Raw genomic sequence first — 23,473 nt, forward strand, 5'->3', positions numbered from 1 at the left:
CCGCATCGTTCGATACATTTCTGCTGAACTTGGCCCAAAAGTTTGTCAAAGCGCGATCGGCGCTCACAAAAAGGAGAAAATATAAACTGGCATGGTATATGCTTTAGTTTATTTACATATGAGGTGCCCATGCATATATCTTCCATTCAAAGCCTTACTGCCTATAACCAAACCACTATAGCGTCTAGTAAATTTGTTTCCGAACCAAGTACCTCGGTGAGCGCGGGCTGGGGGCCAGAAAAACCCAGCATCCAGGTAACGCTTTCGGAGGGTGCCCGGCGGGCTGCCTCGGGAGAGCTGCCCGGCTGGGTCAAGGAGAAAGCCGAAGACCTGCGCAATAACCCTGACCAAACCGAGGCGATGAATTTCGTTGAGTCCATGGCTACGATTCCGGGGGGCCGCTGATTTCGATGGGGCCTAATTCGGATGGTAAAAGTGATCTGTACTATGCCGCTACAGGCTTGCCTGTGACGCCGGAAAACAAAGCCCGGTATGAGGCGCTGAGTCAGTCCATTACGGCCAACACCACCGCCATATTCGAGGCGGAGCGGGCGAAAGGGGCATCAGCCGCAGATATTTTTGAAAAAATGCATGCGTATATGGCGACCCAGCCAGCTGACTACTTGGAAGCCAGTGAGTGGTATCGCTCCAGTTACGCACGCGGTTAGCTGATAGGATGAGATGGTTATGAACATATCTTCTACCCCAAACTTGCTCAAACTGGCTTCTTATTATCAAGTCAATTCAGCGGCTAATGGACGATCTGTTTCCGAGCCAGGTACATCGGTGAGCGCGGGCCGAGGACCGGAGAAGCCCGGCGTCCAGGTAACGCTTTCGGAGGGTGCCCGGCGGGCTGCCTCGGGAGAGCTGCCCGGATGGGTCAAGGAGAAAGCCGAAGACCTGCGCAATAACCCTGACCAAGCCGAGGCGATGAATTTCGTTGAGTCCATGGCTACGATTTCAGGGGGACCGCTGATTTCAAACGGCCCTAATTCGGATGGCATAAATGATGTTTATTATGCTGCCACAGGGCTGCCTGTGACGCCGGCAAGCAAAGCCCGATATGAAGCGCTGAGCCAGTCCATTACGGCCAACACCACCGCCATATTCGAGGCGGAGCGGGCGAAAGGGGCATCAGCCGCAGATATTTTTGAAAAAATGCATGCATATATGGCGACCCAGCCAACTGACTACCTAGAAGCCACTGAGTGGTATCGCTCCAGTTACGCGCGCGGTTAGCTGATTGATTCTGTATTCCAAGTATAAGTATGGAAATGACACCCATAGAAGTGCGTAATTTTTGTTTTCATCAGGCCGAGGGCAAGGGCAGCGACATTAACCTGATCGAACAGTTGTTGACCGAAGCCCCTATAAGAGAACACCATTTCATTGACTTGCTTGTCGACAGGAACCGACTCCCTTCTACAAGGACTTAAGACATGCAGATCAGCAAAAACTATTCATCCGGCTTGCCCTCGAATTATTCGACGCCTTCGAATAAAGCCAGTCAGGCAGTTAGCAATGGCAACTCAGTCAGCCAGACTCCTGCACGCGGTGATAACTCCACTATCTCCATTTCCTTCGAAGCATTGCTCGCCGCGCAGAACATGCAAGAAAACTCAAATGCCGCCGGTACGCAGTATTCGTCACCTATTGAATTGATGGCTGCCCAAATGGGGAAGGACCACACTGCAACGAAATCTCCAAGCGCTGTTACAGCGATCAGCGGGAAGACAGCTATCGATCTTGAGAAGATTGATATGGAAAATCTACTCACTGATGAAGATAAGCGTCTGACCGGATGGCCAGATGCCTGTCCAAACTGGGCCGCCGTTTACATTGCTCTGGATCGTAAGGATGGCAGCTTGCAGGGCCCGGTCAGCAGAGACTACCTGGTAGGCAATCCCGAGCTGAATATTGTCGGTTTGACTGAGAGATGCCCAGGGGAAAACGGCATTACTTCCCAGATAGTCGATCAGATACTGGAGCGGCTCGCCGGATGAGGTATGCGCAATGCCGCTAAGGTCTTGATGGTCGATACCGATAACCTGCAAGCAAAGCTCTGAAACGAATCCCAAAGGTCTCTCGTCATGATCAGCAGCGTTGGAACCTATACCTCGCTCGCCACTCCCCATACAGTCAGCACCGGCAAGGCTGAGGTCGTAGCAGATGGAACGACCACCGTGACGATGAAGGCTGCCAGCAGCAATGGCACCACCAATGTCTCCAACCTGGCTCGCCAATTGGGCGAGGCGGCTGCACATGCTGAGGCTCGCGATGCCAACCTCAGCCGCAAGGAACTGGGTCAAAAGGCCACGGCACAGCTTGATCAGATCACTGGCAACGATTACTACCTGAATCAGGAGCGGCACGATGCTGAGGTGCCCAATACCGACGACCCGGAACTGCTGGCCCGCGCCAAGCAAGCTACCAGTTTCGTCAACGGCTCAGGTAGCAATCCCTTCAAGGGCATGTCCCGCGATCAATTGGCACTGATTGCCTATGATGACAGCGGCACCTTCACCGTTAATGAGCAGCGAGCCGCATGGCAAGAAGCATACGACCAAGAGGAGGCGTGGCGTCAGAAGGTTGTAGCCCAGGCTATGGACGAGTACAACCGCACCGGCAAGATGACCAATTTCTTCAAAGAAGTGCTTGCCTACTACAATGAGCTACCCGCCATCGAGCAGGCTCAGTACCCGGACGATTATGCTTCTCGTCTGCAAGAGCTGATCGACCTCGACTTCAACTACATGACTCATCGGGCCGAGGGCAAGGGCGGTGGTCCTGCCAGCGTGATCGACCAGTTGTTCGCGTCAGCACCTCACCCTGGCAAAGAGGAGGTTAGCGCCTCTTCATCCACGGCATCGCAATCTATCTCCGCTGCGCAGACCGCCAGCGCGGCCAACACCACGGCATCGACAGTCGGCCCCGCCAGTAATGGCTACGATCTTATGGTTTCCCGCCTGTTCGGTGGAAAAGAGCCTGCGGTAGCCAACGGCGCCCAAGGCATGAGTGCCAACAACATTGGTCGCAGCGCCTACGATTTCCTCACCTACGAAGATCGTGCCTTGCTGTCGGACATGTACGCTTATGCGCAGGACGAAGGCGCCGATCTGACCTATGTGGATCGCCTGGCCGAAGAGCTTGGCGACTACCGTCAGCACGACAATGGGCGGTTGCGCTCGAACTTCAATAACGGTCACAACTACGATGCCCAAGGGCACCAACTCACGGTCAGCTTCAACGATAAGGACACTGCCACCGCTTCACGCATCCTGAATGGATCGGCGATCGGCAGTACTCGTGTTGACTGGGGCTTCTTGCGCCATATCCTCGATCCGGGCTATGGCGCGTTAAGCAATACCAGCGATCTCGGCTTCCTCGAACAGATGGTGACGAAGTTTTCTGCCGAAGGTGCTGCACAAACCTCGCTTGGGAGCCAATACACTACCTATACACCAGTCACCAACATCAAGGACAACATCGTGCTGAACGCTTCCGAGGACGTGAAGCTCAAGCCCTTCGAGCCGGACATTACCAACGTCAACGGCGTCTGGGCCGTAACCGAAAAAGGTGCGGCGGCGGGTATCACACTGGAAAGCCTATTCACATCACAACGCTCCACCGCAACCAACATCGGCCAGGAGCAGAACCGCTACATCCTGGATGCCTTCTTCAGTAAAGGCGAACAGCCCCCCCGGCCCAGTTGGCTAACCGACCTGCTTGAGCGGCTGCAACAGCGCTAGGGGCCTTCTCGTTATGCTACCAATGGCAGTCAAAACTTAGAGCCTGCAAAAATTAAGTACCAAGGCTTGTTCATCCTGCGGTACTTTTCGGTCCGTTTACTAACTCGGCTTGCCGGAACCATCGACACCCTGAATATCCGGGTCATCGGGCGATACTTCCGACTCGCGATCATCCTCCGGTTGGACCTGCTCGTCGAAATCCGGATCCTCGCCGGCATTCTTCTCGCCCGCATCGGTCATCGTCGTGTCGGTTTCATCGGCAGGCGACTGTTCGGTATCTGGCTGGTTCTGCTTCATGGCGGCCTCGCAACGTTCGACTATGGCGTGTTGAACTTGGAGGCCGCGCCAGCGGGTGGCGTTCGCGGCAGGGGCTGCCGGCGGTCCGAAAGCCGGCTATGCCCGGTTACCCCCGTCCGGTGATCGAGCCGCCAGCCGCGCGCTCAGGACAAGGCGGTGATTCGCTGCACCAGCCGCTTCTGCAGCTTCTCCAGCTCGGCATGCTCGGCCTCCTGCGCGGCATGCACGCCCAGACCCTGACCGGCATAACGCGGGACGATATGCATGTGAATGTGAAACACCGTCTGCCCTGCTGGCGCGCCGTTGAACTGTGCGATCTGCACACCGCTCGGTTGCAGCTCATCGACGATGATCCGAGTGAGCCGCTGCACCACTTCCATCATCTTGCACAGCGCCTCGGTGTCCACGTCGAGCAGGTTGCAGGCTGCCGAACGCTTGGGAATCACCAGCGTATGGCCGAAGGATTGCGGGAACAGATCGAGGAAGGCGAGCACGTCGTCATCCTCGTAAAGCGTGTAGCACGGGGCATCGCCACGGATGATCCTGGCGAAGATGTTCTGCGGATCGTACGGGATGGTGAGGCTCATCGAAGGCTCCTTTCGGTTCGGTCAGCCGAACCATATAGGGTCCGGGGGAAATTCGACAGAGCCCCTTCCGGACGATGCAGCATGCCCGCAGAGTCGGACCGCGCCATGGCTGGCATGCCCAGCCTCAGAGCAGCACCAGGCTCAGCAGCCAGACCATCAGCATCCCCACCACACCCTGGATCAGCGTCGCCATGGTCTGCGCGCGGTAGGCCGTGGAGACCTTCATGCGGCTGAACTGCGAAACCACCCAGAAGAAGCTGTCGTTGGCATGGGAAACGGTCATGCCGCCCGCACCGATGGCCATCACCGTCAGCACCCGGCCCATTTCGCTGTCCAGCCCCAGGCTGCCGAGCAGCGGCGCGACCATGGCCGAGGTCGTTACCAGGGCAACGGTGGTGGACCCTTGCGCCGTCTTCAGCGCGGCGGAGACGATGAAGGGCATGAACAGGCCGATACCCAGTGCCGACAGACTCTGGCCCAGATAATCGCCCAGCGGGGTGATCTTCAGCATGGCGCCGAAGGCACCGCCGGCGCCGGTGATGAGCAGGATCGGCGCCGCCGAGACGATGCCTGCGGCCACTTGATCATGGAACTGCTGACGCTTGTTTTCACCCTTGAGCAGCAAACAGGCGAAACCCAGGCCGATCAGCAGAGCGGCCACCGGCTGGCCGAGAAAGCTCAGCACCGAAAACACCACCCCCTCGCCCAGTGGCCTGCCAGGCAGGGCGACAACCGAGCCGATGCAGATCAGCGCGATGGGAATGAAGATCGGCGCAAAGGCCTGCCAGGCGCTGGGCAGCACGCCGTAGCGGGCGCGCAGGCTGTCGAAATCCACATCTTCGGCAAGCAGCTCACTGGGTGCTTCGTCCAGCAACTCGCGGTCATCCTGCCTGAGGAAACGGTTGGCCCAGAACAGCCCGGCCAACGCGGCTACCGCCGACACCAGCAGGCCGACGGCGATCACCAGTCCCAACGAGCCTTCCAGCCCCAGGTTGCCCGCCGCGGCAATCGGGCCCGGCGTCGGCGGCACGAAGGTATGGGTGGCGTACAGGCCGGTGGCCAGCGCCACGCTCATGGCCACCACCGAGACCTTCATCCGCGCCGCCAGAGCGTTCTTCAGCGAGTTGAGGATGACGTAGCCGGAATCACAGAACACCGGGATCGACACCAGGTAACCGATGATCGACAGCGTCAACGTGGGAAAGCGCTCGCCCAGCAGGCGGATCACGCTTTCGGCCATGGTGATGGCCGCACCGGAGCGTTCGAGGATCACCCCGATGATGGTGCCCAGAGCGATGACGATGCCGATGTAACCGAGGATGCCGCCGAAGCCGGAAGCTACCGTCTTGAGGATTTCCCCCGCCGGCACCTGATAGGCGAAGCCAGCGAGAATCGCGGCGGCCAGGAGTGCGAGGAAGGGATGCAGCTTCCAACTCACGGTGGAATAAACGATGAACGCAATCAGCACCAGCAGTATGAGCACCAACACCATATAGAACACCTCGCTTCATGGTTCGCAAGCCAGGACACGCCACGCTCGCTCGGGTGGTCCTGTACAGCGTTGAGCATAGTGCAGCGTGGGTGAATGACTCGGCGCGGCCCGTAGAGTCTTATCGGAACAGACAGAAGGACGCTGTTCTCGATTCACCACCCGCCCGTTCGACCAACGAACAGAGCCTGCGAAAATTTTTCGTCTAGGCTCTTTTCCATCCAGAAAAAGAGCCGGCCTATGCGCAGGCCAGCACCACCCCCGAACTGCGCGAATCGCTCACCAGCACGAGGACAACCCCATGAAGATTTCCACTTATCTCACTTTCGACGGCCAGGCCCGCGAGGCCTTCACCTTCTATCAGCAGGTGCTGGGCGGTACGCTGGAACTGTTCAGTTTCGGCGAGGCGCCGGACGCCGAGCAGTTTCCTGCCGAGTACCACGACCGCGTCATGCATGTCTGCCTGAGCCTGAGCGATTACCGCCTGATGGCTTCCGACACGCTGCCCGGCGAGTTCTGCGGCGGCGCGCCCTATGAAGGCCTCAAGGGCTGCTCCATCAGCCTGCATCCCGAGAGCGTCGCTGAAGGCGAGCGCCTGTTCGCCGCGCTGTCCGAGGGTGGGCAGGTGCTGATGCCGATGGAGAAAACCTTCTGGGCCGAGCGCTTCGGCATGTTCACCGACCGTTTCGGAGTGTCCTGGATGGTCAACTGCGAACAGCCGTGAACTTGGCATTCAACGCAGCAGGTATCACGTCGGGCTGGCCATCAGGCGGACGCTGCCAGGCACCACCGCTCCATGTCCAGAGTCGAATGCCGTGCGCCATACTGGCGCCAGAATGATTTCTGGAGCAAAACGTGGATCTGCTATTTCTCGGCACCTCATCCGGAACGCCCACCAGAGCCCGTAACGTCAGCGGGCTGGCCCTGCTGGAGGATACCGGCAAGGCCTGGTATCTGATCGACTGTGGCGAGGGCACCCAGCACCGCCTGCTGCGTTCGCCGCTGTCGCTGCACGACTTGCGGGCGATCTGCATCACCCATGTGCATGGCGACCACTGTTATGGTCTGCCCGGCCTGCTCGCCAGCGCCGGTATGATGGGCCGCAAGGCGCCGCTGGCCATCATCGCCCCGGACGGTATCGAGACCTGGATACGCGCGACCCAGCAGATGAGCCAGAGCTGGCTGGGGTACGAGCTGAGCTTCCATGCCGTCGAAACCCTGGACGAATGGCGCAGCCAGAACATCCGCGTCGAAGCCACCGCCCTCTCCCATCGCGTGCCCTGCTACGGCTACCGCTTCACCGAGGCCCGCCCCGACCCGAAACTCGCCATCGACCTGCTGGAGCGCGACGGCATTCCCCGTGGCCCGCTGTGGGGCCAGCTGGCCCGCGGTTTCGATGTACAGCATGAAGGCCGCCCCCTGCGCAGCGACGACTACCTGACCTTCACCCGCTCAGCCCGGCGCATCGTGGTCGGCGGCGACAACGACCGCCCCGAACTGCTCGCCGAGGCCTGCCAGGACGCCCAGGTGCTGGTCCATGAAGCCACCTATACCCAGGCCATCATCAACGACGCGCGCAACACCTTCGGCCACAGCACCGCCGCCCAGGTCGCCGCCTTCGCCCGGCAAGCCAGCCTGCCCAATCTGGTGCTGACGCATTTCAGCGCGCGCTATCAGTCAGGTCGGCAACGGGGGCACTCCATCGAGGACGTGCGCAAGGAGGCGGTCGAGCACTACCAGGGACAGCTGTTCCTCGCCCATGACTTCCTGCGGCTGCGCCTGGGCAAGGACGGCATGCTGGCACAAGTGGAGTCGTTCTGATCGATCAGGGTTTGGGCAGGTAACCGGGCAGGCCCTCTATCCGCTTCATCCAGCGTGCGACATGGCTGTACGGCGTGAGATCCACATCGCCTTCCGGTGCCAGCACGACATAGGGGTAGACCGCGCAATCGGCAATCGTGGGGCGGCCCATCGCCAGCCAGTCATTGCCTTGCAGATGCGTGTCGAGCAGTGAGAGAACTCCCGGCGATTTCGCCAGCGCCGCCGGCTTGTCCAGCTCATAGCCGAACTTCTGCACCAGCCGCGCGGTGCAGAGGCTGTGCTGAATCTCATTGGCGGCGAAAGACAGCCACTGAACGATTTCAGCCTGCCCCTGGGGATGCGCCGGCCACCAGGCCAGGCCGCCATAGGCGCCCGCGAGGTAGACCAGGATCGCCTGCGAGTCGCGCAAGACGTGCGTGCCATCCTCCAGAATCGGCAACTGCTTCAAGGGATTCAGCTCGGACAACGGCGGCTTCCTGTGCTCACCGTTCAGAAAATCCACCGGCACGATGTCCAGCTCGATGTCGGCCAGAGCAGCGAACAGCCGCACCTTGTAGCAGTTGCCGGACGCTTCCAGATCGTACAGTTTCATCGTTCATCTCCATCCACGAGTTGATTGAATTCAAGAACATTGCCGTCGGGGTCGCGGATAAAAAGCGCGACCCTTCTCGGGCCGATGTGATGCGGCCCCTCCGTGATAACGATTCCCTGCTCGTTCAGCCAGGCTTCGAGTGCCTGGAGGTCATCGACGACGAAGGCCGGATGCGTCATGCCCGGCAGCTTCACCGGGGCATCCAGCAGGGCGTTGTAAGAACCGGGGGTACGCGCACCATTGAAGATCAGGTTGATCCGAACGCCATCCGGGCTGAGCATCTCGTTGGCCTCGAACAGCGGAAAACTTGCGCTCTCCACGAAGCCGAGCGCCTGGTAGAAAGACATCGCCCGGTGCTTGTCGCTGACCCGAATTCCGATATGGTCGTAGGCCAGAATTCGGGCGGGACTTGGTTGTTGACTCATGTGAAACTCCGGGTGACTTCAGCCCCTGCAGTTTCAGCCGCAATGCGCTTTCGACCTATGCCGCGCACCTGACAAGACCTATGCAGTAATCGCACATATAAAAGGATGGCAATGGACAGGCTCAAGGCAATGGCCAACTTCGTTCGGATCGTCGACAGCGGCAGCCTGAGCTCGGCGGCGGATGCGACCGGGCAATCCGTTGCATCGCTGGTGCGCTCGCTGGCGGCGCTGGAGCGCCACCTGGGGGTTCGATTGCTGAACCGCAGCACCCGGCGCATGGCGCTGACCGACGAAGGCACGGAGTACCTGGCCTGGAGCCGCCGCGTGCTCGCCGACTTCGATGACATGGAGCAGCGGCTCGAAGCGCGGGACGGCATCGCCCGCGGCCTGCTCCGCCTGACCGCGCCAGTGGAGTTCGGCCAACGCTACATCGCGCCGATCGTGAATGCCTTTCTCAAGGAACACGCAGAGATGCGCGTCGAGCTGAGCCTGAACGACCAGGTGCTGCCCCTGCTCGATGAACGCCTCGATCTGGCCCTGCGCATCGGCCACCTCCCCGACTCGGCCATGGTGGCAAGGCAGGTCGGCACCACCCGGCTCATCACCTGCGCAAGCCCGGACTATCTCCGCACCGCCCCGGCCATCGAAACCCCCGAATCGCTGCGCGAACACGCCTGCATCACCTTCGCTCCACACGGGCGCCGCTGGTACTACCGACACAAGGGCAAAGAGCTGGCGCAAGACATCACCCCGCGCCTGGTCTGCAACCAGATCCGCGCCGCCAGCCTCGCCTGCGTGCAAGGCGTGGGCATTACCCGACTGATGCACTACCAGGTCGCAGACGAGCTTGCCGACGGTCGCCTGGTGCGGATCCTCGAGGATTACGAACCTGCGGACCTGCCGGTTCAACTGGTCTACCCCCACGCCTTGCAGCTTTCGCCGCGCGTGAAAGCCTTCGTCGAATGGGCATGTCCGAGGCTGGAGAGGGTTACGCCGAGCCTGGATGGTGGTTAGTACCGGTGTTCGGGCGATCTCTGCCTGTAGCACCTCTGCGTTGAACACGATCAGTGGCAAGGCAAGCAACTAGTTAGTTACGCAAGACACAATTTCACTGCGAAATAACCGGCTTTGCGTTTGTTTGCGAGGCAAGCGTCATAGCCGCCTGGGTCACTGCTTTACGGGACCAAACGACTAGGCTCTATCGGAGTCCTCGGCTTTCATGCTTTCGCGAATCCCGCCGTCTACCTTGTCGGTCCCCGTCATGGGCGCATGGATTGCACCCGTCGTTGCAGGCATAGGCTGTGCCTTCTGAACTTCACGGGCGGCGATATTGGCTGAAAGACGCTCAGTCAGGTTGGGAAAGATATGGTGTGAGAGGTTTGACGCATTTGCTTTCCAACCAACCGGCGTCTCTTCCTGAGGATCGACACAGGCGTGAATGATGGCCTGAACGACCAACTCAGGATCATCCATGGCAGCCATTCGTGGCGCGTGGCCACTGTAATTCGCTGCCTGCAGCCACCAGGGAGTATCGACAGCTCGATGATTCGACATAAAGAAGACTTTGCTCCCAGCGCGCCGCGGACTAGAACACTCCCTTGATTGGATACTCCACCGCCAAGCGAATCTGGTCGGCATCCAGTTCCGCCTGATCGGCGTTGCCACGGTGCATTGCATAACGCGCACTGAAGGTCATCCCGTTGAAGGTCCCGTTCTGCACGACGTAGCGAGCTTCGAGGTCGCGCTCCCAATGCCGTCCGTTACGACCGTAGCCCAGATAGGCATAGCCCCCATTGGGGTCCACATCGCTACCGTCGATGCCACTGCCGCGAATGTACGCCGCGCTGAGACTCAGGCCGGGAATGCCATATCCGGCCATCGCCAGGTCGTAACGCAACTGCCACGAGGCTTCGTTCGGGCCATTGAAGTCCGACAATGCCACCGCGTTGGTGAGGTAGATTGCACCTCGGGTGACGTAATCGAACGGCGTATCCCCGTGCACCTTCTGATAGCCCAGCGACAGGCTATGGGCACCCCGCGAGTAGGTACTCTTCAGGCTCCAGGTAGTGTTATCGATCTCTCCCGAACGGGCCTCACCGGTATTCTGGGTGCGATAGAGGTTCAGGTTGAAAGACAGCGCCTGCTCGTCATCGATCGGCCATGCATACACGCCGCCCAGGTAATGTTGCCGCCAAGTCTCGTCGTATAGCGCGCTGTAGAGGGTCAGGTTGAGGCGCTCCATGCCGTCATAGCTGCCACCCAGGAAATCGAACGAATCGCCCTGCCGCCCGTTGGAATAGTTGATTACGAAACCAGAGTCATGGCTGTTGGCATTACGGTCGGTACTTTCATTGAAATGCCCACCGTTGATAGTCAGGCTGTTCCATGGCTGGCTGGTTACCAGCCAGCCCGTGGCGGTTTCGGGCAACAAGCGGCTATCGGACGAAGCGAACACCGGCGTTTTCACCCGTTGTTCGCCGTACTTCAGAACGGTGGAAGACAGACGCAATTTCGCTGCTGCGCCCGCTCGACCATAGTCGTCCTTGGGACGGCCCTCGTTGTCTACTGAAAGCAGGCGCGCCTTGCCAGCGCGGCCACCGCCGCTGTCCAGCTTCACGCCCAGGTAGGCGTGGGCATCGAGACCAAAGCCAACCGTCCCTCGTGTGAAGCCCGAGGTGTAAGTGCCCATAAGCCCGTAGGCCCATTCTTCAGCCAGATCACTGCGCTCGCTGCGTGGCTTGTAGGCATTGCGAGCGCCCCCGTTCAGACCACCGTGACGGTAATCTCGGCGGTCGTAAACGGTACGGTTCAGCACGTTCCATGTGCCGTCTTCGATGAAGCCCTCCGCCTGTTCCTGTGCCCCCGCATATGCCGTCAATGGCAAACAAGAGAGCGACAGCGCCCGCATCCAGTAACCGGTTTTCCTGTTCATCACCAAGCCTTAGAAATACTTCAGCCAGGCGATATCGCGACGACGCTGCTTGAGCTGCGCAAACCAGCGGGTCGGGAAGTAAAGCGCCGCCGACAACATTACTGCCCACAACCAGATGCCGGCGAGGCTATCGAAGCCGTAGTAATCGCCTTGGTTCAGGCCCCAGATCTGCACAGCGATCAGGTAAAGCGCCTTGAGCACCAGCAGGTGCAGCACGTAGAAGAACATCGGCGCGCCGCCATACAGCGCAAGCACCTTCAGCACCGGGCGCCCTTCGAGTTGCTGGAACCAGGCGAGCAGCAGAAAGCCGACGCCGATGGTTGGCATCAGGAACATCAGCGAAGGCGGATATTTGGTGAGCGACATGAAGCTCATGAATGTGCGGATGCCATCCTCCATGGTGCTCCACGGCTTGTCGCCGTAAACGTTCAGATAGCGAATGAGCACAAAACCGACGAGCAAACCGATACCCCACCTCATCAGGCGCCGGGCACGTTGCGCCGGATCGGATTCACGGGCGAACCAGGGCCCGGCGCAGTAGCCAAGCGCGATGAGACCTACCCAGGGCAGGATCGGGTAGGTGGTACGCGCGCGGGTGTGCTCGGTGATTTCGAGGAAAGAGCGCTGATGCAGGATCGACCAGATCTCGAAGAACGGTGAATCCGCCGTCAGCACGATGCCATCGAGCAGGTTGTGCCCGGCAACGATAACGAAGCCCAGCACCGCGAGGGCCACACGCGGCATGTGAATGAGTGCCGCCAATATGATCATGCTCAGGCCGATGGCCCAGATGACTTGCAGCCACAAGGTAGGCGGTACGAAGGTCGCGTTCCAAGCGAAGTTCACCAGGGTCAACTCGAGAAATACGAGGAACACACCACGCTTGAGCAGGAAGGTCGAGACCTCACTGCGGCTGTGGGATTGCCCGTACAACCATGCCGAAAGGCCCGTCAGGAACACGAAGACCGGCGCGCAGACCATGCTGCTGATACGTGTGAAAAAGAGTTCCGGTGGCGTGTTGACCGGGTCCATGGGGTCGCCTACCTGCACATGCAGGAAAAACGTCTCGCGCACGTGATCGACGAGCATGAACAGCATGACCAGCCCGCGCAATGCGTCGATGGCAAGCATCCGCGTGCGTATCTGCGTCTTGGCATGAAGGGATGAAAGCGTGCCGGCGGAGGGCATCGTGGCGGTGGCCATGTAACGGCGTCCTTGGAATTAAACGGGACGCGAAAGTTATATTATAACAACCCATAATGGAATGGCTGTCCGGCTGATTTTGCAAGCGACCGGAGCCGGCCTTGGCGTGGCATCCAGGGCGAGATGTTCTGAACAACGGCGTGCCGACGGCGCCTGGAGATTGGCGAAGATGGCTCACGCCATTGCTTGTTGTCGCCACAACCCTTGTCCGGCAGGCGGATTTTGCTGATATGGCTGCGAGCATTGGCCTGAACCGGCGCAGCGACGAAGCGTATCGCCTGACCTGACGCCCTGGAGTCAGGCAGGCTGCCCTGCCCCCAGCAACGCAATCTGCCCCGCCTCGACCAGCGCCGTCAGCGGCTTGGGCCTGCCCAGGTAGAAACCCTGCACTGCGGCGCAGCCCATGCCGCGCAGCAGTTCCAGCTGGCCAGGCGTTTCGATGCCTTCGGCCAGCACGGGAATATCCAGGCTGCGCCCCAGGGCCAGCACGGCGGAAATGATCGCGCGCGCCTGCGGATTTTCCTCGATGGTGGGCATGAAGGAGCGGTCGGTCTTGATCTTGTCGAACGGGAAGGCACGCAGGATATCCAGCGAGGAATAGCCGGTGCCGAAATCGTCCAGGGCAATGCTGACGCCCATCGCCTTGATCTGCGTGAGCATGGCCAGCGCCTTGTCCCGGTCGGCGAAGATGCTCGACTCGGTCAGTTCGAGCTCCAGGCGTGCGGGGGGCAACCCGGTCTCGTCGAGAACCCGCCGCACCAGGCTCGGCAGGTCGTCATGGATGAACTGCATGGGCGAAAGGTTGACCGCCACGCCACAGGGGTGCGCCCAGCGCACGGCATCCCGACAGGCCTTGCGCAGCACCCATTCGCCGAGGTTGAGAATGGTGGTATCACGCTCGGCGAGGGGGATGAATTCACTCGGCGGAATATTCCCCCGGACCGGATGCTGCCAGCGCAGCAGCGCCTCGTAGCCACGGATGCGCCCGGTAGCAATATCGATCTGCTGCTGATAGTGCACCTGCAACTGATCCTGTTCGATGGCGACACGCAACTCGCTGGCCAGCGACTGGCGCAGGCGCACCTGTTCATCCATCTCCGGCTCGTAGAAACACACCTGCTGGCCCAGTTCACCCTTGGCCCGGTACATCGCCAGATCGGCATTGCCAAGCAGGGTTTCCTTGGTATCGGCGTCCTGCGGGTAAACCGCGCCGCCCAGGCTGGCGCCCAGATTGAACAGCCCGAACGAGGTAGGCATGGGTTGATTGATCACATCCTGCAGCTTCTCGACCAGCAGGCTCAGCTCCTCGGTGCCCTGCATCCGCAGCACCGTCGCGAACTCATCACCAGAGAGGCGTGCCAGACAGACACGCTCATCATTGAAGACCTTGAGGCGCTGGCCGAGCAGCCCCAGCACCTCGTCACCGGCGGCATGGCCGTGCAGGTCGTTCACAGCCTTGAAGCCATCCAGGTCGATGTACAGCAGTCCGACCTGGCCCCCGGAGATCTGCGCACGGGCCAGCTCGTGTTCCAGATGACGGTTAAAACTCTCGCGGTTGGGCAGGCCCGTGAGGGCATCGTTCATAGCCAGATAGTGCAGACGCTTGACCGATTCCAGCCGCACGCTGTCGTCGATCAGATAGCTCGCCAGCCCGGCCCCGAAAATCAGCAGCGTCACGCCAGCCACGGCGAAGGCCAGCGCCTGGATAGCCGGCGGATTGGTCAGTTCATGCTCGATCAGCAACGGTGACACGCCGAAACCGGTCATTCCCGTGAAATGCAACGACACCGTCGCCAGGCTGAGCACCAGCGCGGGCAGCCAGCCGCTGCGCTGACGGTGCGCAAGGTGGAATGCCAGCGCAGCGAGCCCCATCGCCAGGAGGATCGACGCAACGACATAGGTCATCTCCCATACCACCAGCCCCTGCACGCGATAGGCCAGCATGCCCAGGTAGTGCATCGCCGAAATACTCAGCCCGAACAGCCCGCCACCGTAGGCCGGCGCCAACCGCCATTTGCTCAGCATGGCTATCAGCAGCCCCACCGAGGCGCCGAGCATGGCCACCAGCAGCGACAGCGAGGTCAGTGCCGGGTCCAGTTCGATGGGAAGGCCAGGGCGATAGCCCAGCATGGCGACGAAGTGCGTCGACCAGATGGTCGCCCCCGCCGTACCGGCACCGAGCACGCACCAGCCGGCCTTCTGCACACCTTGTGTATGTTGTGCGCGGCGATACAGCCGCATGGTGATGAAGGTGCCCAGCAGGCACAACAGCGCAGCCATGAACACCAACCCCGGATGATGAAGGTCGGCGATACAGCTGTATATCTGGTACATACGTCTCTGAATCCAAGCCCCGAACGGAGCGACTGCGAGTAAGCGGCGGTATTCTAGGTGGCAGGCACCTGGATGATGCATTGAAAATGCCAATGCATTAATAGCACTAGGCTATCACAAGCTGGGGCACGGGTTTGCAAGAGTGAAAGCAGCCGCAAAACCGACGGACGGTTACTGAGGCTGCGAAGCGTACAAGCCGTTACTGCCTTCTGCAGAATATCTGCTGCCGCAGAAAACAGCGTCCAATGACGCTTGCAGCAATCAAGATGCAGTCGATCCCGCAAGCCTGACTCCGAACGCGACGAGAACGCCCCCCGTCACCCGGTCCAGCACCCTCATCAGGCTGGGCCGGCGCAAAAACCTGCCCAAGGGAACCGTGGCAGCGATCAGCACGCCGAACCAGGCAAGTGTCAGCACCACGTGAACGCAAGCCAGAAAAAAGGAATAGCCGGATACGCTGGCACCAGGGGGGACGAACTGGGGAAGAAAGGTGACATAGAACACGCCGATCTTGGGGTTGAGCAGATTAGTGAGCAAACCGCGCCAGAACGCATCGCCGCCCCGTAAGGAAGGCGCTTTGCCAGGTGCGGGAGCGAACTCCGTGCGCGGCTTGAACAGCAACCTGAAACCCAGCCAGATCAGATAGCCGGCTCCGGCAAACTTGACCACGGCATAGGCCACCTCGGACGCATGCAGCAGCGCGCCAAGCCCGAGAGACACCGCTGCACCCCAGATCAGACAGCCGAACACGATGCCCATCGAGGCCATGATCGCCTGCCCTCGTCCCTCCACCGTCGCCGTGCGCAGCACGATGGCGGTATCCACGCCAGGCGTAACCGTGAGCAGTGAGGCAGCGGCAATGAAGGCAAGGAGCAGGTGGAAACTATCCATGGGTGCGATCCAGGGGGTGGGTCAAGGTTTCGGCGGGAGCTATCGCCCCCTTTTCGGCCCCGTAGCTATTCAGGAAACCCTCGAAACTGTAGCGCAGTTGCGAGAAGTCGATCGCTGCTAGGCTTCGGATGTCAGGACGCGAACGTCAGCGCGAACAGTGGAGCAGGAGCCGGCTGGTCTTTTCCCGGGCTGACGCGACAGACCTATAGTGAACGCGCCATCCAGGCCGATCTTGCCGGCTTCGCCTTGAGCCATGCCAGTGCGATGATCGCGCCCAGCACGCGCCCGCTCAACCGGCAAAAACAGTGAGAGGAAAGAATGTCCGATCAGCAACGGAAATTCGAGCGGTTCAAGGAACTGCACTGTAGAAGCGGAGCCTTCGTCATCCCGAATCCCTGGGACGCGGGCTCGACCCGGCTTCTGACCAGCCTTGGTTTTGAAGCACTCGCCACCACGAGTGCGGGATATGCCTTCTCAAAAGGCAAGCGGGACTCGCTCACGGGGCTCGGGCGGGACGAGATACTGGCAAACGCCGCCGAAATCGTCGGCGCGACACATCTGCCGGTATCCGCCGATCTGGGGGAGGGCTTCGGGGCAGCAGCCGACACCTGCGCGCAGACCATTCGCATGGCGTCTACGATCGGACTGGTGGGCGGCTCCATCGAGGATGCAACCGGCGATCCCGCTGCCCCGATCTACGAGTTTGCCCATGCCGTGGAGCGTGTCCGAGCCGCCGCCGAAGCCGCGCGCGATCTGCCCTTCGTATTGACGGCAAGAACCGAGAACTACCTTTACGGGCGCGAGAGCCTGGACGACACGATCAAGCGGCTTCAAGCCTTCGCCGAAGCCGGAGCGCACGTGCTCTACGCGCCAGGGCTGCCCGATCTCGAAGCGATCAGAACCGTGTGCCAGGCCGTGGACAAGCCGGTGAACGTGGTCATGGGACTCAGGGGGCCGCTCTATTCAGTGTCGGAACTCCAAGATGCCGGCGTTCGCCGCATCAGCGTCGGCGGTTCGATGGCACGCGCCGCATTCGCCGGTTTGATGCGCGCAGCCGAAGAGGTGCTGACGTCCGGCTCGTTCACCTATGCGACCGAAGCACTTCCCGGCGCGGCCATCGCAAAAATCATGGCAGACGATACAACGCCCGACCGCCAGTGAGCGCTCGCGAGCCAGCAGTGACAGTGCAGCCACCGCCATGCTGTGCAAGTGGCTGACCGAAGGGGTAATGAAGGCCTGGACCAGTAACCCGCCGGTCGATGATTCATGCCCGGCCCTCGCTGACCTGGGGCAAGACCCGCAGCGAAACGCACACCTTCGCCTGATCATTCGGGCGAACGACAAGGCAAATGCCCTATACGCGACGACTTGCGCCCGAATCAAGCGAGCCAGGCATCGCAGGCGAACTTAAGCTTGTGCGTGCCTCGACCGCCCCTGCCGCAACCCTCCTCGCATGGCGGCCCACCAGGGCTGGCCAGACCCATGAAAAACGATTCGAAGCCTTGCATATGACAACGACCAATACAGCCGAACTCGCCTCTGCCGCGCCTGTTCCACAGGACACCTCATCACCCGGCCAGGCCCACCCGTTTCTACTTCCGGTGGTCGGGGCGGCGGCCTTCTCGCACCTGCTGAACGACCTCATCCAGGCGGTGCTGCCATCCGTGTATCCGATGCTGAAAACCCAGTTCTCGCTCAGTTTCGCGCAGATCGGCTGGCTCGCGCTGGTCTACCAGATCACGGCCTCGCTGCTGCAGCCATGGATCGGGATGTATACCGACAGGCATCCCAAGCCATATCTGCTCCCTTCGGGCATGGTGGTGACCTTCATCGGTATTGCGCTGCTCGCTTTTGCCGGCAGCTATGAGATGCTCCTGGTGGCTGCCGCGGTCGTGGGTGTTGGTTCTGCGACGTTCCACCCGGAAGCTTCGAGGGTTGCACGGCTGGCTTCAGGTGGCCGGTTCGGAACGGCACAATCGACGTTCCAGGTCGGAGGCAACACAGGATCAGCCATCGGCCCTCTGCTGGCGGCCACCCTCGTCATTCCTTACGGACAACACGCGATTGCCTGGTTCATGCTCGCCGCCGCGTTGGCGATATTCGTGCTGTCGAGGCTCACCGCGTGGACGATCCGCCACGGTCAGGCGAAGCTCAATAGCCTCGCCAGCAAACAAGCGGCAGGCCTGAGCCGCTCCCGCGTGATTCAGGCGATCGTGGTGATCGCCCTTCTGATGTTCGCCAAGTTCGTCTACATCGCGGCCTTCACCAACTTCTTCACGTTCTACCTGATCGAGCGCTTCAGCATGAGCGTCCAGGAGAGCCAGATCTATCTGTTCATCTTCCTGGCAGCGGTCGCAGCCGGCACCTTCGCCGGTGGGCCAGTGGGTGACCGGATCGGTCGCAAGGCGGTCATCTGGATCTCGTTCCTGGGGGTCGCGCCGTTCGCACTGGCACTGCCGTATGCCGGCCCCGTGCTGACTGCCGTGCTGGCCATTCTGATTGGTCTGGTCATGTCCTCTGCCTTCGCGGCACTGGTTGTCTATGCCCAAGAGGCAGTGCCGGGCCGGGTGGGAATGGTGTCCGGCGTGATGTTCGGCTTGATGTTCGGCATCGGGGGAATCGGCGCTGCCGGGCTGGGAGAGCTGGCAGATATCCACGGCATCGTCTGGGTGTACCACCTGGTCTCGTTTCTGCCGCTTCTCGGCTTGATGACCGCCTTCCTGCCGCGCACGCATGCTCTGAAGGGCTGACCTCGATTGAATAAGCGAAGCCGGTTGCCAGACGCGACCGGCTCGCCTTGCTTCTACTTTCCGTTGCCGGGGTCTTTGAAGAAATTGCTCGGGGTCTTGCCGAATTGCTTCTTGAACATCACGGCAAATGCACTTGGACTGTCATAGCCGAGCTGCGCCGCGACATCGATGATCTTGTCGCCACGTGCAATCATCTCAAGCGCCAACAACAGCCTGAATTGCTGGCGCCATTGGCCGAACGTCAGGCCGGTCTCTTTCTGAAACAGCCGCTGGATGGTTCTTTCATCTATCCCCAGCTCCAGACTCCAATCGCGCAGCGTCGAACCATCGTCCGGCCTGGCCATAAGCGCCGCGCAGATTTTCCTGATTCTGGCGTCGGCTGGCCGGGGAAGATGCAAAGGCACCTCGGGCAGTAGCGATATCTCGTCCAGGATGAGATTCATGATCCGGGACTCTCGTGAGTTATCGTATTGGCTCAGCGCCATGCCAACCGATGTCTTGATGAGTTCGCTGAGCAAGGGAGAAACGCTCAGGATCGTCGTTGCCGCAGGCAGGCCTGACGCCAGGCCCGCCTGGATGAAGACGCTTCGCATCTTCAACGGCCCGGCACAACGAATCGAGTGTACCTGGCCGCTTGGCATCCAGATTCCACGGTTGGGCGGCACAGACCACTGGCACTGATCGGTGTACACGACCATGACGCCTTCAATCGCGTGAATCAGCTGATCCTTGTTGTGCGAATGGGGCTCGACAATCCAGCCGTCAGGGTAGTCGGTCGCACTGGAGTATGCAGTCCAGACGGCATCATCGATCTCTCTCAGAAAGACCGGCAGAGGCTTGATCATGGCTGTCCTTTTTGAGGGATGAGCTGCCCGAGCCACGCGAGACGGGCACCCAAAGCGCGAAACAGAATTATCTGGGCATGCCCCTGATGGCGCAAGAAACGCTTTTGAAGAACCCGGGGGAATCCCTTCACCGACCCCATGGAGTGACACCGTTATGCTGTACTCGACGATCCACCCGTCTCCCCTCGGCAACCTGCACCTGGCAAGCGACGGCGAGCATCTGCTGGGGCTCTGGCTGGAGGGGCAGAAGTATTTCGGCGGCGGCGTATCCGGCGAACTCGTCGCGAAGGATGACCTGCCGCTATTCAACCTGGTGAGACAGTGGCTGGATCGCTACTTCGCGGGCGAACAGCCGGCCATCGCTCAATTGCCTCTGGCCCCTTCCGGCAGTTCCTTTCGCAAGGCGGTCTGGGCGCTCTTGTGCGAGATCCCCTATGGCGCGACCACTACCTACGGCGAGCTGGCCAGGTCGCTGGCCAGCCGCACGAACCTGCCCAGCATGTCCAGCCAGGCTGTGGGTGGCGCGGTGGGTCACAACCCGATCTCCATCATCATTCCGTGCCACCGGATCGTTGGGCACAACGGCAGCCTGACGGGCTATGCCGGCGGCCTCGACAAGAAGGTGCATCTGCTGGAGCACGAAGGTGCGATGATGCCGCTGTTCCATCTTCCCACGAAGGGCACCGCTCTCTAGGGCTTGGGCGATGCCCCGTAGCGCCATTGCGAAGTATCAGTAGCGACCGGCAGGCCGACAACGAGGTGTCCGCAAGGCTGGCATCCCTGTGGCTTTCGTGTGTTAAATCAGCGTTTTCACCGCTGCCAGGAGCCCCCATGAGCAACGCGAGACAAGCCCAGCACCCCATCTCTCCCACCTTCACCGCACGCTGGTCGCCACGCGCCTTCGATGGCCGGGCGCTGACTCAGGAGCAGATGCATTCGCTGTTCGAGGCCGCGCGCTGGACGCCCTCGGCCCTCAACTTCCAGCCCTGGCGCTTCTGCTACGCACTGGCCGGCACGCCGCCGTTCGAGGACTTCGTCGGCCTGCTGGCAGAGACCAACCAGCTCTGGGCCAGGCATGCCGGCGCGCTGGTGGCGGTGCTGTCGCAAACCACCCGCACCGGCACGGAAGGCGAGGACAAGCCCTTCTCCAGCCACGCCTTCGACACCGGAGCGGCCTGGATGAACCTGGCCATGCAGGCTCACGACATGGGCCTGGCCACCCATGCCATGGGCGGTTTCGATGCCGAACGCGCCCGGCAATACCTCAAGCCACCGGCCAACGTCGCCATCAACGCCTTCATCGCCATCGGCTATCGCGGCGACGCCAGCGCACTGCCCGCAGCATTGCAGGCACGCGAACAGGCCAGCGACCGCGCTCCGCAGGAGCAGTGGGTATTCGAGGGGCCGATGGCCTGACAGCGACAACCGCCACGGCGCAGACGAGGTATGATCACGCCCCGTTTATCAGGGGGTGATCATGTCGCGCGACTGGCTGGAGCAGAACCAGATCGGCCTGTATTTCGTCGCGGTGGCCGTGGCGGCTATCGCCGGGCTGAACTCTGCGAACCTTGCCGGGCTTGCGGCGGCGGCCATCACACCGGCGATCGCCGTGCTGATGTACGCCATGTTCCTGCAGATTCCCTTCCTCGAACTTCGCCAGCCCTTGGCCAATCGCCGCTTCCTCGGCGCGCTGCTGCTCGCCAACTTCGTGCTGGTCCCGCTGCTGGTCTGGCTGCTGACCCTGCCGCTGGCGTCGAACAAGGCCCTGCTGGCCGGCGCGCTGCTGGTGCTGCTGACGCCTTGTATCGACTATGTGGTGGTCTTCACTCACCTGGGCAAGGGTGATTCGCGCCTGGTGCTCGCGGCGACACCGCTGCTGTTGCTGCTCCAGCTTCTGCTGCTGCCGCTGTATCTCCAGGTGATGCTCGGCGCGCAGGCCGCTGCGGTCATCGATGTGTGGCCCTTCGCCGAAGCCTTCGTGCTGCTGATCGTCATTCCGCTGCTGGCAGCCGTGGCCACGGAATTCGGCGGGCGGCGCTCCGCCCTGCTCCGCTCATGGAGCGCTGGCTGGGCCTGGCTGCCAGTACCGGCAATGGCGGCGGTCCTAGTCGTCGTTGTCGCATCGCAGATCGGAGCCGTGACGGCACAGCTCGAAATCCTGGCGCCGCTGCTGCCGGTGTACGGCGCATTCCTGATGCTGGCGCCTGCGCTTGGAGCCTTCAGCGCCAGGCTGTTCGGCCTGGGCACGACGGCGACCCGGGCCGTGGCGTTCAGTGCGGCCACGCGCAATTCACTGGTGGTGCTGCCTCTGGCGCTGGCCCTTCCGGAGTCCATCCGTGGACTTGCCGCGGCTGCCGTGATCTGCCAGACCCTGGTGGAGCTGATCGGCGAACTGATCTACCTGAAGGCGATTCCCGCCCTGATAAAGGAGCGCCAGTGACCTGTCAGAACTGCCGGCACAGCGCCGCCGTCGCAATGCCGGCGGCAATCGCGGGCAGCGGCTTCTTCAGCAGCAGCATGGTGATGGCCGTGCTCAGCATCGCCAGCCGTGCGCCGTTGTCCCCTTCGAGCGCCATGGGTGCCAGCAGCGCCACCAGCACGGAACCGGACATGGCGCCGATGAAGCGCCTGACCCGTTGGCCGATGGGCACGAACGCCATCACGTAGACCCCGCCCCAGCGGGTCGCCAGCGTCACCCCTGCCATCAGCAAGACCAGGGCCAGTGCGCCGAAGCCCGTCGGCTCAATGCTCATCGGCCTTCTCCATCCAGAACACGCCTGCCAGGCCGCCCGCCAATGCGCCCGCCACGACATGACTGTTTTCCGGCAAATACCGATAGGCCAGCAGCGAGGTGCAGGCGGCGATAATCCAGATCACCAGCAGCCGCAGGTTCTTCTCCCCACCCACCACCATCGCGAGCAGGAAGCAGCCCATCACCATGTCCAGCCCCAGGCTGAGCGGATCGCGAATGGCCCCGCCGAAGTGGACGCCCAGCCAGGTGCCCAGCACCCAGAATGTCCACAACGCAATGCCGCCACCGAACAGGATGCCCATGCCTGGCTGGCCGCGCGCGAGCGCCTGCAAGGACATCGCCCAGTTGGCATCCGAGGCCAGCAGCATGACGCCATAGCGCCTGCGCGGCGGCAGGTGGCGTAGCCACGGATAGAGCGTCGCCCCCATCAGCAGATGCCGGGCATTGATCGCAAACACGGTGATCGCCAGCGTGAACACCGGGACCTGATTACCCCAAAGCTCCAGCGCCGCGAACTGCGAAGCGCCAGCGAAGACCAGCGTGCTCATCGCCACGATCAGCGAAGACTCCAGCCCCGTCTGGACCGCCGCCAGCCCGAAGGCCGCGCCGAATATCGTGACGAACACGGACAGAGGGACGAGTTTCCTGAAGCCGGACCAGACCATCCGGCGGTCGAATTCATGCAGAGTGTCATCGGCGCCTGCCATATCGCGGCCTTGTATTCGGAAGTGCTGAGGGCTTTCCACAATGCGCCGGAGACCCAATCAAGAAAAACGCATAATTCGCTTGTATGCTATTCGCTAAAC

The 23,473-nt window shown here is 61.2% G+C and carries 25 protein-coding genes; 12 read left to right on the plus strand and 13 right to left on the minus strand.

Features of this window, described 5'->3' with window-relative positions; translation table 11 throughout:
* The first annotated feature begins 129 nt into the window (after window positions 1-129).
* The 4 genes from ACYCFC_RS11050 to ACYCFC_RS11065 all read left to right on the plus strand — a co-directional run bounded on the left by ACYCFC_RS11050 (window position 130) and on the right by ACYCFC_RS11065 (window position 3,749).
* Window positions 130-405, plus strand: coding sequence for a hypothetical protein (locus ACYCFC_RS11050; RefSeq protein ID WP_459651621.1), 276 nt, complete (start codon window positions 130-132; stop codon window positions 403-405).
* 282 nt (window positions 406-687) lie between these two features.
* Entirely contained in the window at window positions 688-1,239 is a 552-nt protein-coding gene (locus ACYCFC_RS11055; RefSeq protein WP_459651622.1) for a hypothetical protein, read from the plus strand.
* Window positions 1,240-1,439: 200 nt separating this feature from the next.
* Window positions 1,440-2,003, plus strand: coding sequence for a hypothetical protein (locus ACYCFC_RS11060; RefSeq protein WP_459651623.1), 564 nt, complete (start codon window positions 1,440-1,442; stop codon window positions 2,001-2,003).
* An 87-nt stretch (window positions 2,004-2,090) separates the two neighbouring features.
* A complete protein-coding gene (locus ACYCFC_RS11065; protein WP_459651624.1) occupies window positions 2,091-3,749 on the plus strand; it encodes a hypothetical protein in 1,659 nt (552 codons plus the stop codon).
* A gap of 99 nt (window positions 3,750-3,848) precedes the next feature.
* On the opposite strand, the gene ACYCFC_RS11070 is transcribed toward ACYCFC_RS11065, so the two are convergent.
* The 3 genes from ACYCFC_RS11070 to ACYCFC_RS11080 all read right to left on the minus strand — a co-directional run bounded on the left by ACYCFC_RS11070 (window position 3,849) and on the right by ACYCFC_RS11080 (window position 6,125).
* Window positions 3,849-4,046 (minus strand): hypothetical protein, encoded by a 198-nt coding sequence (locus ACYCFC_RS11070; protein ID WP_459651625.1) that lies wholly within the window; start codon window positions 4,044-4,046, stop codon window positions 3,849-3,851.
* A 143-nt stretch (window positions 4,047-4,189) separates the two neighbouring features.
* The gene (locus ACYCFC_RS11075; RefSeq protein WP_181086439.1) at window positions 4,190-4,633 is read right to left on the minus strand and encodes an HIT family protein; all 444 of its coding nucleotides are present in this window, start codon (window positions 4,631-4,633) and stop codon (window positions 4,190-4,192) included.
* Window positions 4,634-4,757: 124 nt separating this feature from the next.
* Window positions 4,758-6,125, minus strand: a complete 1,368-nt coding sequence (locus ACYCFC_RS11080; RefSeq protein ID WP_459651626.1) for a GntP family permease — start codon at window positions 6,123-6,125, stop codon at window positions 4,758-4,760.
* 298 nt (window positions 6,126-6,423) lie between these two features.
* On the opposite strand from ACYCFC_RS11080, the gene ACYCFC_RS11085 reads away from it, so the two are divergent.
* Window positions 6,424-6,846, plus strand: coding sequence for a VOC family protein (locus tag ACYCFC_RS11085; protein ID WP_459651627.1), 423 nt, complete (start codon window positions 6,424-6,426; stop codon window positions 6,844-6,846).
* Between the two features lie 131 nt (window positions 6,847-6,977).
* Window positions 6,978-7,943 carry a ribonuclease Z gene (locus tag ACYCFC_RS11090; protein ID WP_459651628.1) on the plus strand — a complete coding sequence of 322 codons (966 nt, stop codon included), beginning with the start codon at window positions 6,978-6,980 and terminating at the stop codon, window positions 7,941-7,943.
* 4 nt (window positions 7,944-7,947) lie between these two features.
* On the opposite strand, the gene ACYCFC_RS11095 is transcribed toward ACYCFC_RS11090, so the two are convergent.
* Together ACYCFC_RS11095 and ACYCFC_RS11100 are read right to left on the minus strand one after the other, a co-directional pair.
* Window positions 7,948-8,535, minus strand: a complete 588-nt coding sequence (locus ACYCFC_RS11095; RefSeq protein ID WP_181086435.1) for a glutathione S-transferase family protein — start codon at window positions 8,533-8,535, stop codon at window positions 7,948-7,950.
* Complete coding sequence (locus tag ACYCFC_RS11100) at window positions 8,532-8,960, minus strand: VOC family protein (RefSeq protein ID WP_459651629.1); 429 nt, start codon at window positions 8,958-8,960, stop codon at window positions 8,532-8,534. Before ACYCFC_RS11100 ends, ACYCFC_RS11095 begins: the two co-directional genes overlap by 4 nt.
* Before the next feature lie 111 nt (window positions 8,961-9,071).
* Here ACYCFC_RS11100 and ACYCFC_RS11105 point away from each other — a divergent pair, with 111 nt between their 5' ends.
* On the plus strand, window positions 9,072-9,974 hold the full coding sequence (locus ACYCFC_RS11105) for a LysR family transcriptional regulator (RefSeq protein WP_459651630.1): 903 nt from the start codon (window positions 9,072-9,074) through the stop codon (window positions 9,972-9,974).
* 177 nt (window positions 9,975-10,151) lie between these two features.
* On the opposite strand, the gene ACYCFC_RS11110 is transcribed toward ACYCFC_RS11105, so the two are convergent.
* From ACYCFC_RS11110 to ACYCFC_RS11130, 5 genes are all read right to left on the minus strand, one after another.
* A complete protein-coding gene (locus ACYCFC_RS11110) occupies window positions 10,152-10,433 on the minus strand; it encodes a hypothetical protein (protein ID WP_459651631.1) in 282 nt (93 codons plus the stop codon).
* A 112-nt stretch (window positions 10,434-10,545) separates the two neighbouring features.
* The gene (locus ACYCFC_RS11115) at window positions 10,546-11,892 is read right to left on the minus strand and encodes an OprD family porin (protein WP_459651632.1); all 1,347 of its coding nucleotides are present in this window, start codon (window positions 11,890-11,892) and stop codon (window positions 10,546-10,548) included.
* Window positions 11,893-11,901: 9 nt separating this feature from the next.
* Window positions 11,902-13,080, minus strand: coding sequence for a DUF1624 domain-containing protein (locus ACYCFC_RS11120; RefSeq protein WP_459653979.1), 1,179 nt, complete (start codon window positions 13,078-13,080; stop codon window positions 11,902-11,904).
* A gap of 312 nt (window positions 13,081-13,392) precedes the next feature.
* Complete coding sequence (locus tag ACYCFC_RS11125) at window positions 13,393-15,429, minus strand: putative bifunctional diguanylate cyclase/phosphodiesterase (protein WP_459651633.1); 2,037 nt, start codon at window positions 15,427-15,429, stop codon at window positions 13,393-13,395.
* Between the two features lie 261 nt (window positions 15,430-15,690).
* A complete protein-coding gene (locus tag ACYCFC_RS11130) occupies window positions 15,691-16,320 on the minus strand; it encodes a LysE family translocator (RefSeq protein ID WP_459651634.1) in 630 nt (209 codons plus the stop codon).
* Between the two features lie 318 nt (window positions 16,321-16,638).
* Here ACYCFC_RS11130 and ACYCFC_RS11135 point away from each other — a divergent pair, with 318 nt between their 5' ends.
* Both ACYCFC_RS11135 and ACYCFC_RS11140 read left to right on the plus strand, forming a co-directional pair.
* Entirely contained in the window at window positions 16,639-17,481 is an 843-nt protein-coding gene (locus tag ACYCFC_RS11135) for an isocitrate lyase/PEP mutase family protein (RefSeq protein WP_459651635.1), read from the plus strand.
* Between the two features lie 347 nt (window positions 17,482-17,828).
* Complete coding sequence (locus ACYCFC_RS11140; protein WP_459653980.1) at window positions 17,829-19,070, plus strand: MFS transporter; 1,242 nt, start codon at window positions 17,829-17,831, stop codon at window positions 19,068-19,070.
* Between the two features lie 53 nt (window positions 19,071-19,123).
* Here ACYCFC_RS11140 and ACYCFC_RS11145 read toward each other — a convergent pair whose 3' ends face one another.
* Window positions 19,124-19,915: an AraC family transcriptional regulator gene (locus ACYCFC_RS11145; RefSeq protein WP_181083389.1), complete on the minus strand. Its 792-nt coding sequence runs from the start codon at window positions 19,913-19,915 to the stop codon at window positions 19,124-19,126.
* A gap of 154 nt (window positions 19,916-20,069) precedes the next feature.
* Here ACYCFC_RS11145 and ACYCFC_RS11150 point away from each other — a divergent pair, with 154 nt between their 5' ends.
* The 3 genes from ACYCFC_RS11150 (at window position 20,070) to ACYCFC_RS11160 (ending at window position 22,355) form a co-directional block, all read left to right on the plus strand.
* Window positions 20,070-20,609, plus strand: coding sequence for a methylated-DNA--[protein]-cysteine S-methyltransferase (locus ACYCFC_RS11150; protein WP_459651636.1), 540 nt, complete (start codon window positions 20,070-20,072; stop codon window positions 20,607-20,609).
* A gap of 137 nt (window positions 20,610-20,746) precedes the next feature.
* Window positions 20,747-21,331 carry a nitroreductase family protein gene (locus ACYCFC_RS11155; RefSeq protein WP_459651637.1) on the plus strand — a complete coding sequence of 195 codons (585 nt, stop codon included), beginning with the start codon at window positions 20,747-20,749 and terminating at the stop codon, window positions 21,329-21,331.
* Window positions 21,332-21,392: 61 nt separating this feature from the next.
* On the plus strand, window positions 21,393-22,355 hold the full coding sequence (locus ACYCFC_RS11160) for an arsenic resistance protein (RefSeq protein ID WP_459651638.1): 963 nt from the start codon (window positions 21,393-21,395) through the stop codon (window positions 22,353-22,355).
* 4 nt (window positions 22,356-22,359) lie between these two features.
* On the opposite strand, the gene ACYCFC_RS11165 is transcribed toward ACYCFC_RS11160, so the two are convergent.
* Both ACYCFC_RS11165 and ACYCFC_RS11170 read right to left on the minus strand, forming a co-directional pair.
* A complete protein-coding gene (locus ACYCFC_RS11165; protein WP_459651639.1) occupies window positions 22,360-22,668 on the minus strand; it encodes an AzlD family protein in 309 nt (102 codons plus the stop codon).
* On the minus strand, window positions 22,658-23,374 hold the full coding sequence (locus ACYCFC_RS11170) for an AzlC family ABC transporter permease (protein WP_459651640.1): 717 nt from the start codon (window positions 23,372-23,374) through the stop codon (window positions 22,658-22,660). Before ACYCFC_RS11170 ends, ACYCFC_RS11165 begins: the two co-directional genes overlap by 11 nt.
* Window positions 23,375-23,473 lie beyond the last annotated feature (99 nt).

This window comes from Stutzerimonas sp. NM35 (assembly GCF_054604355.1).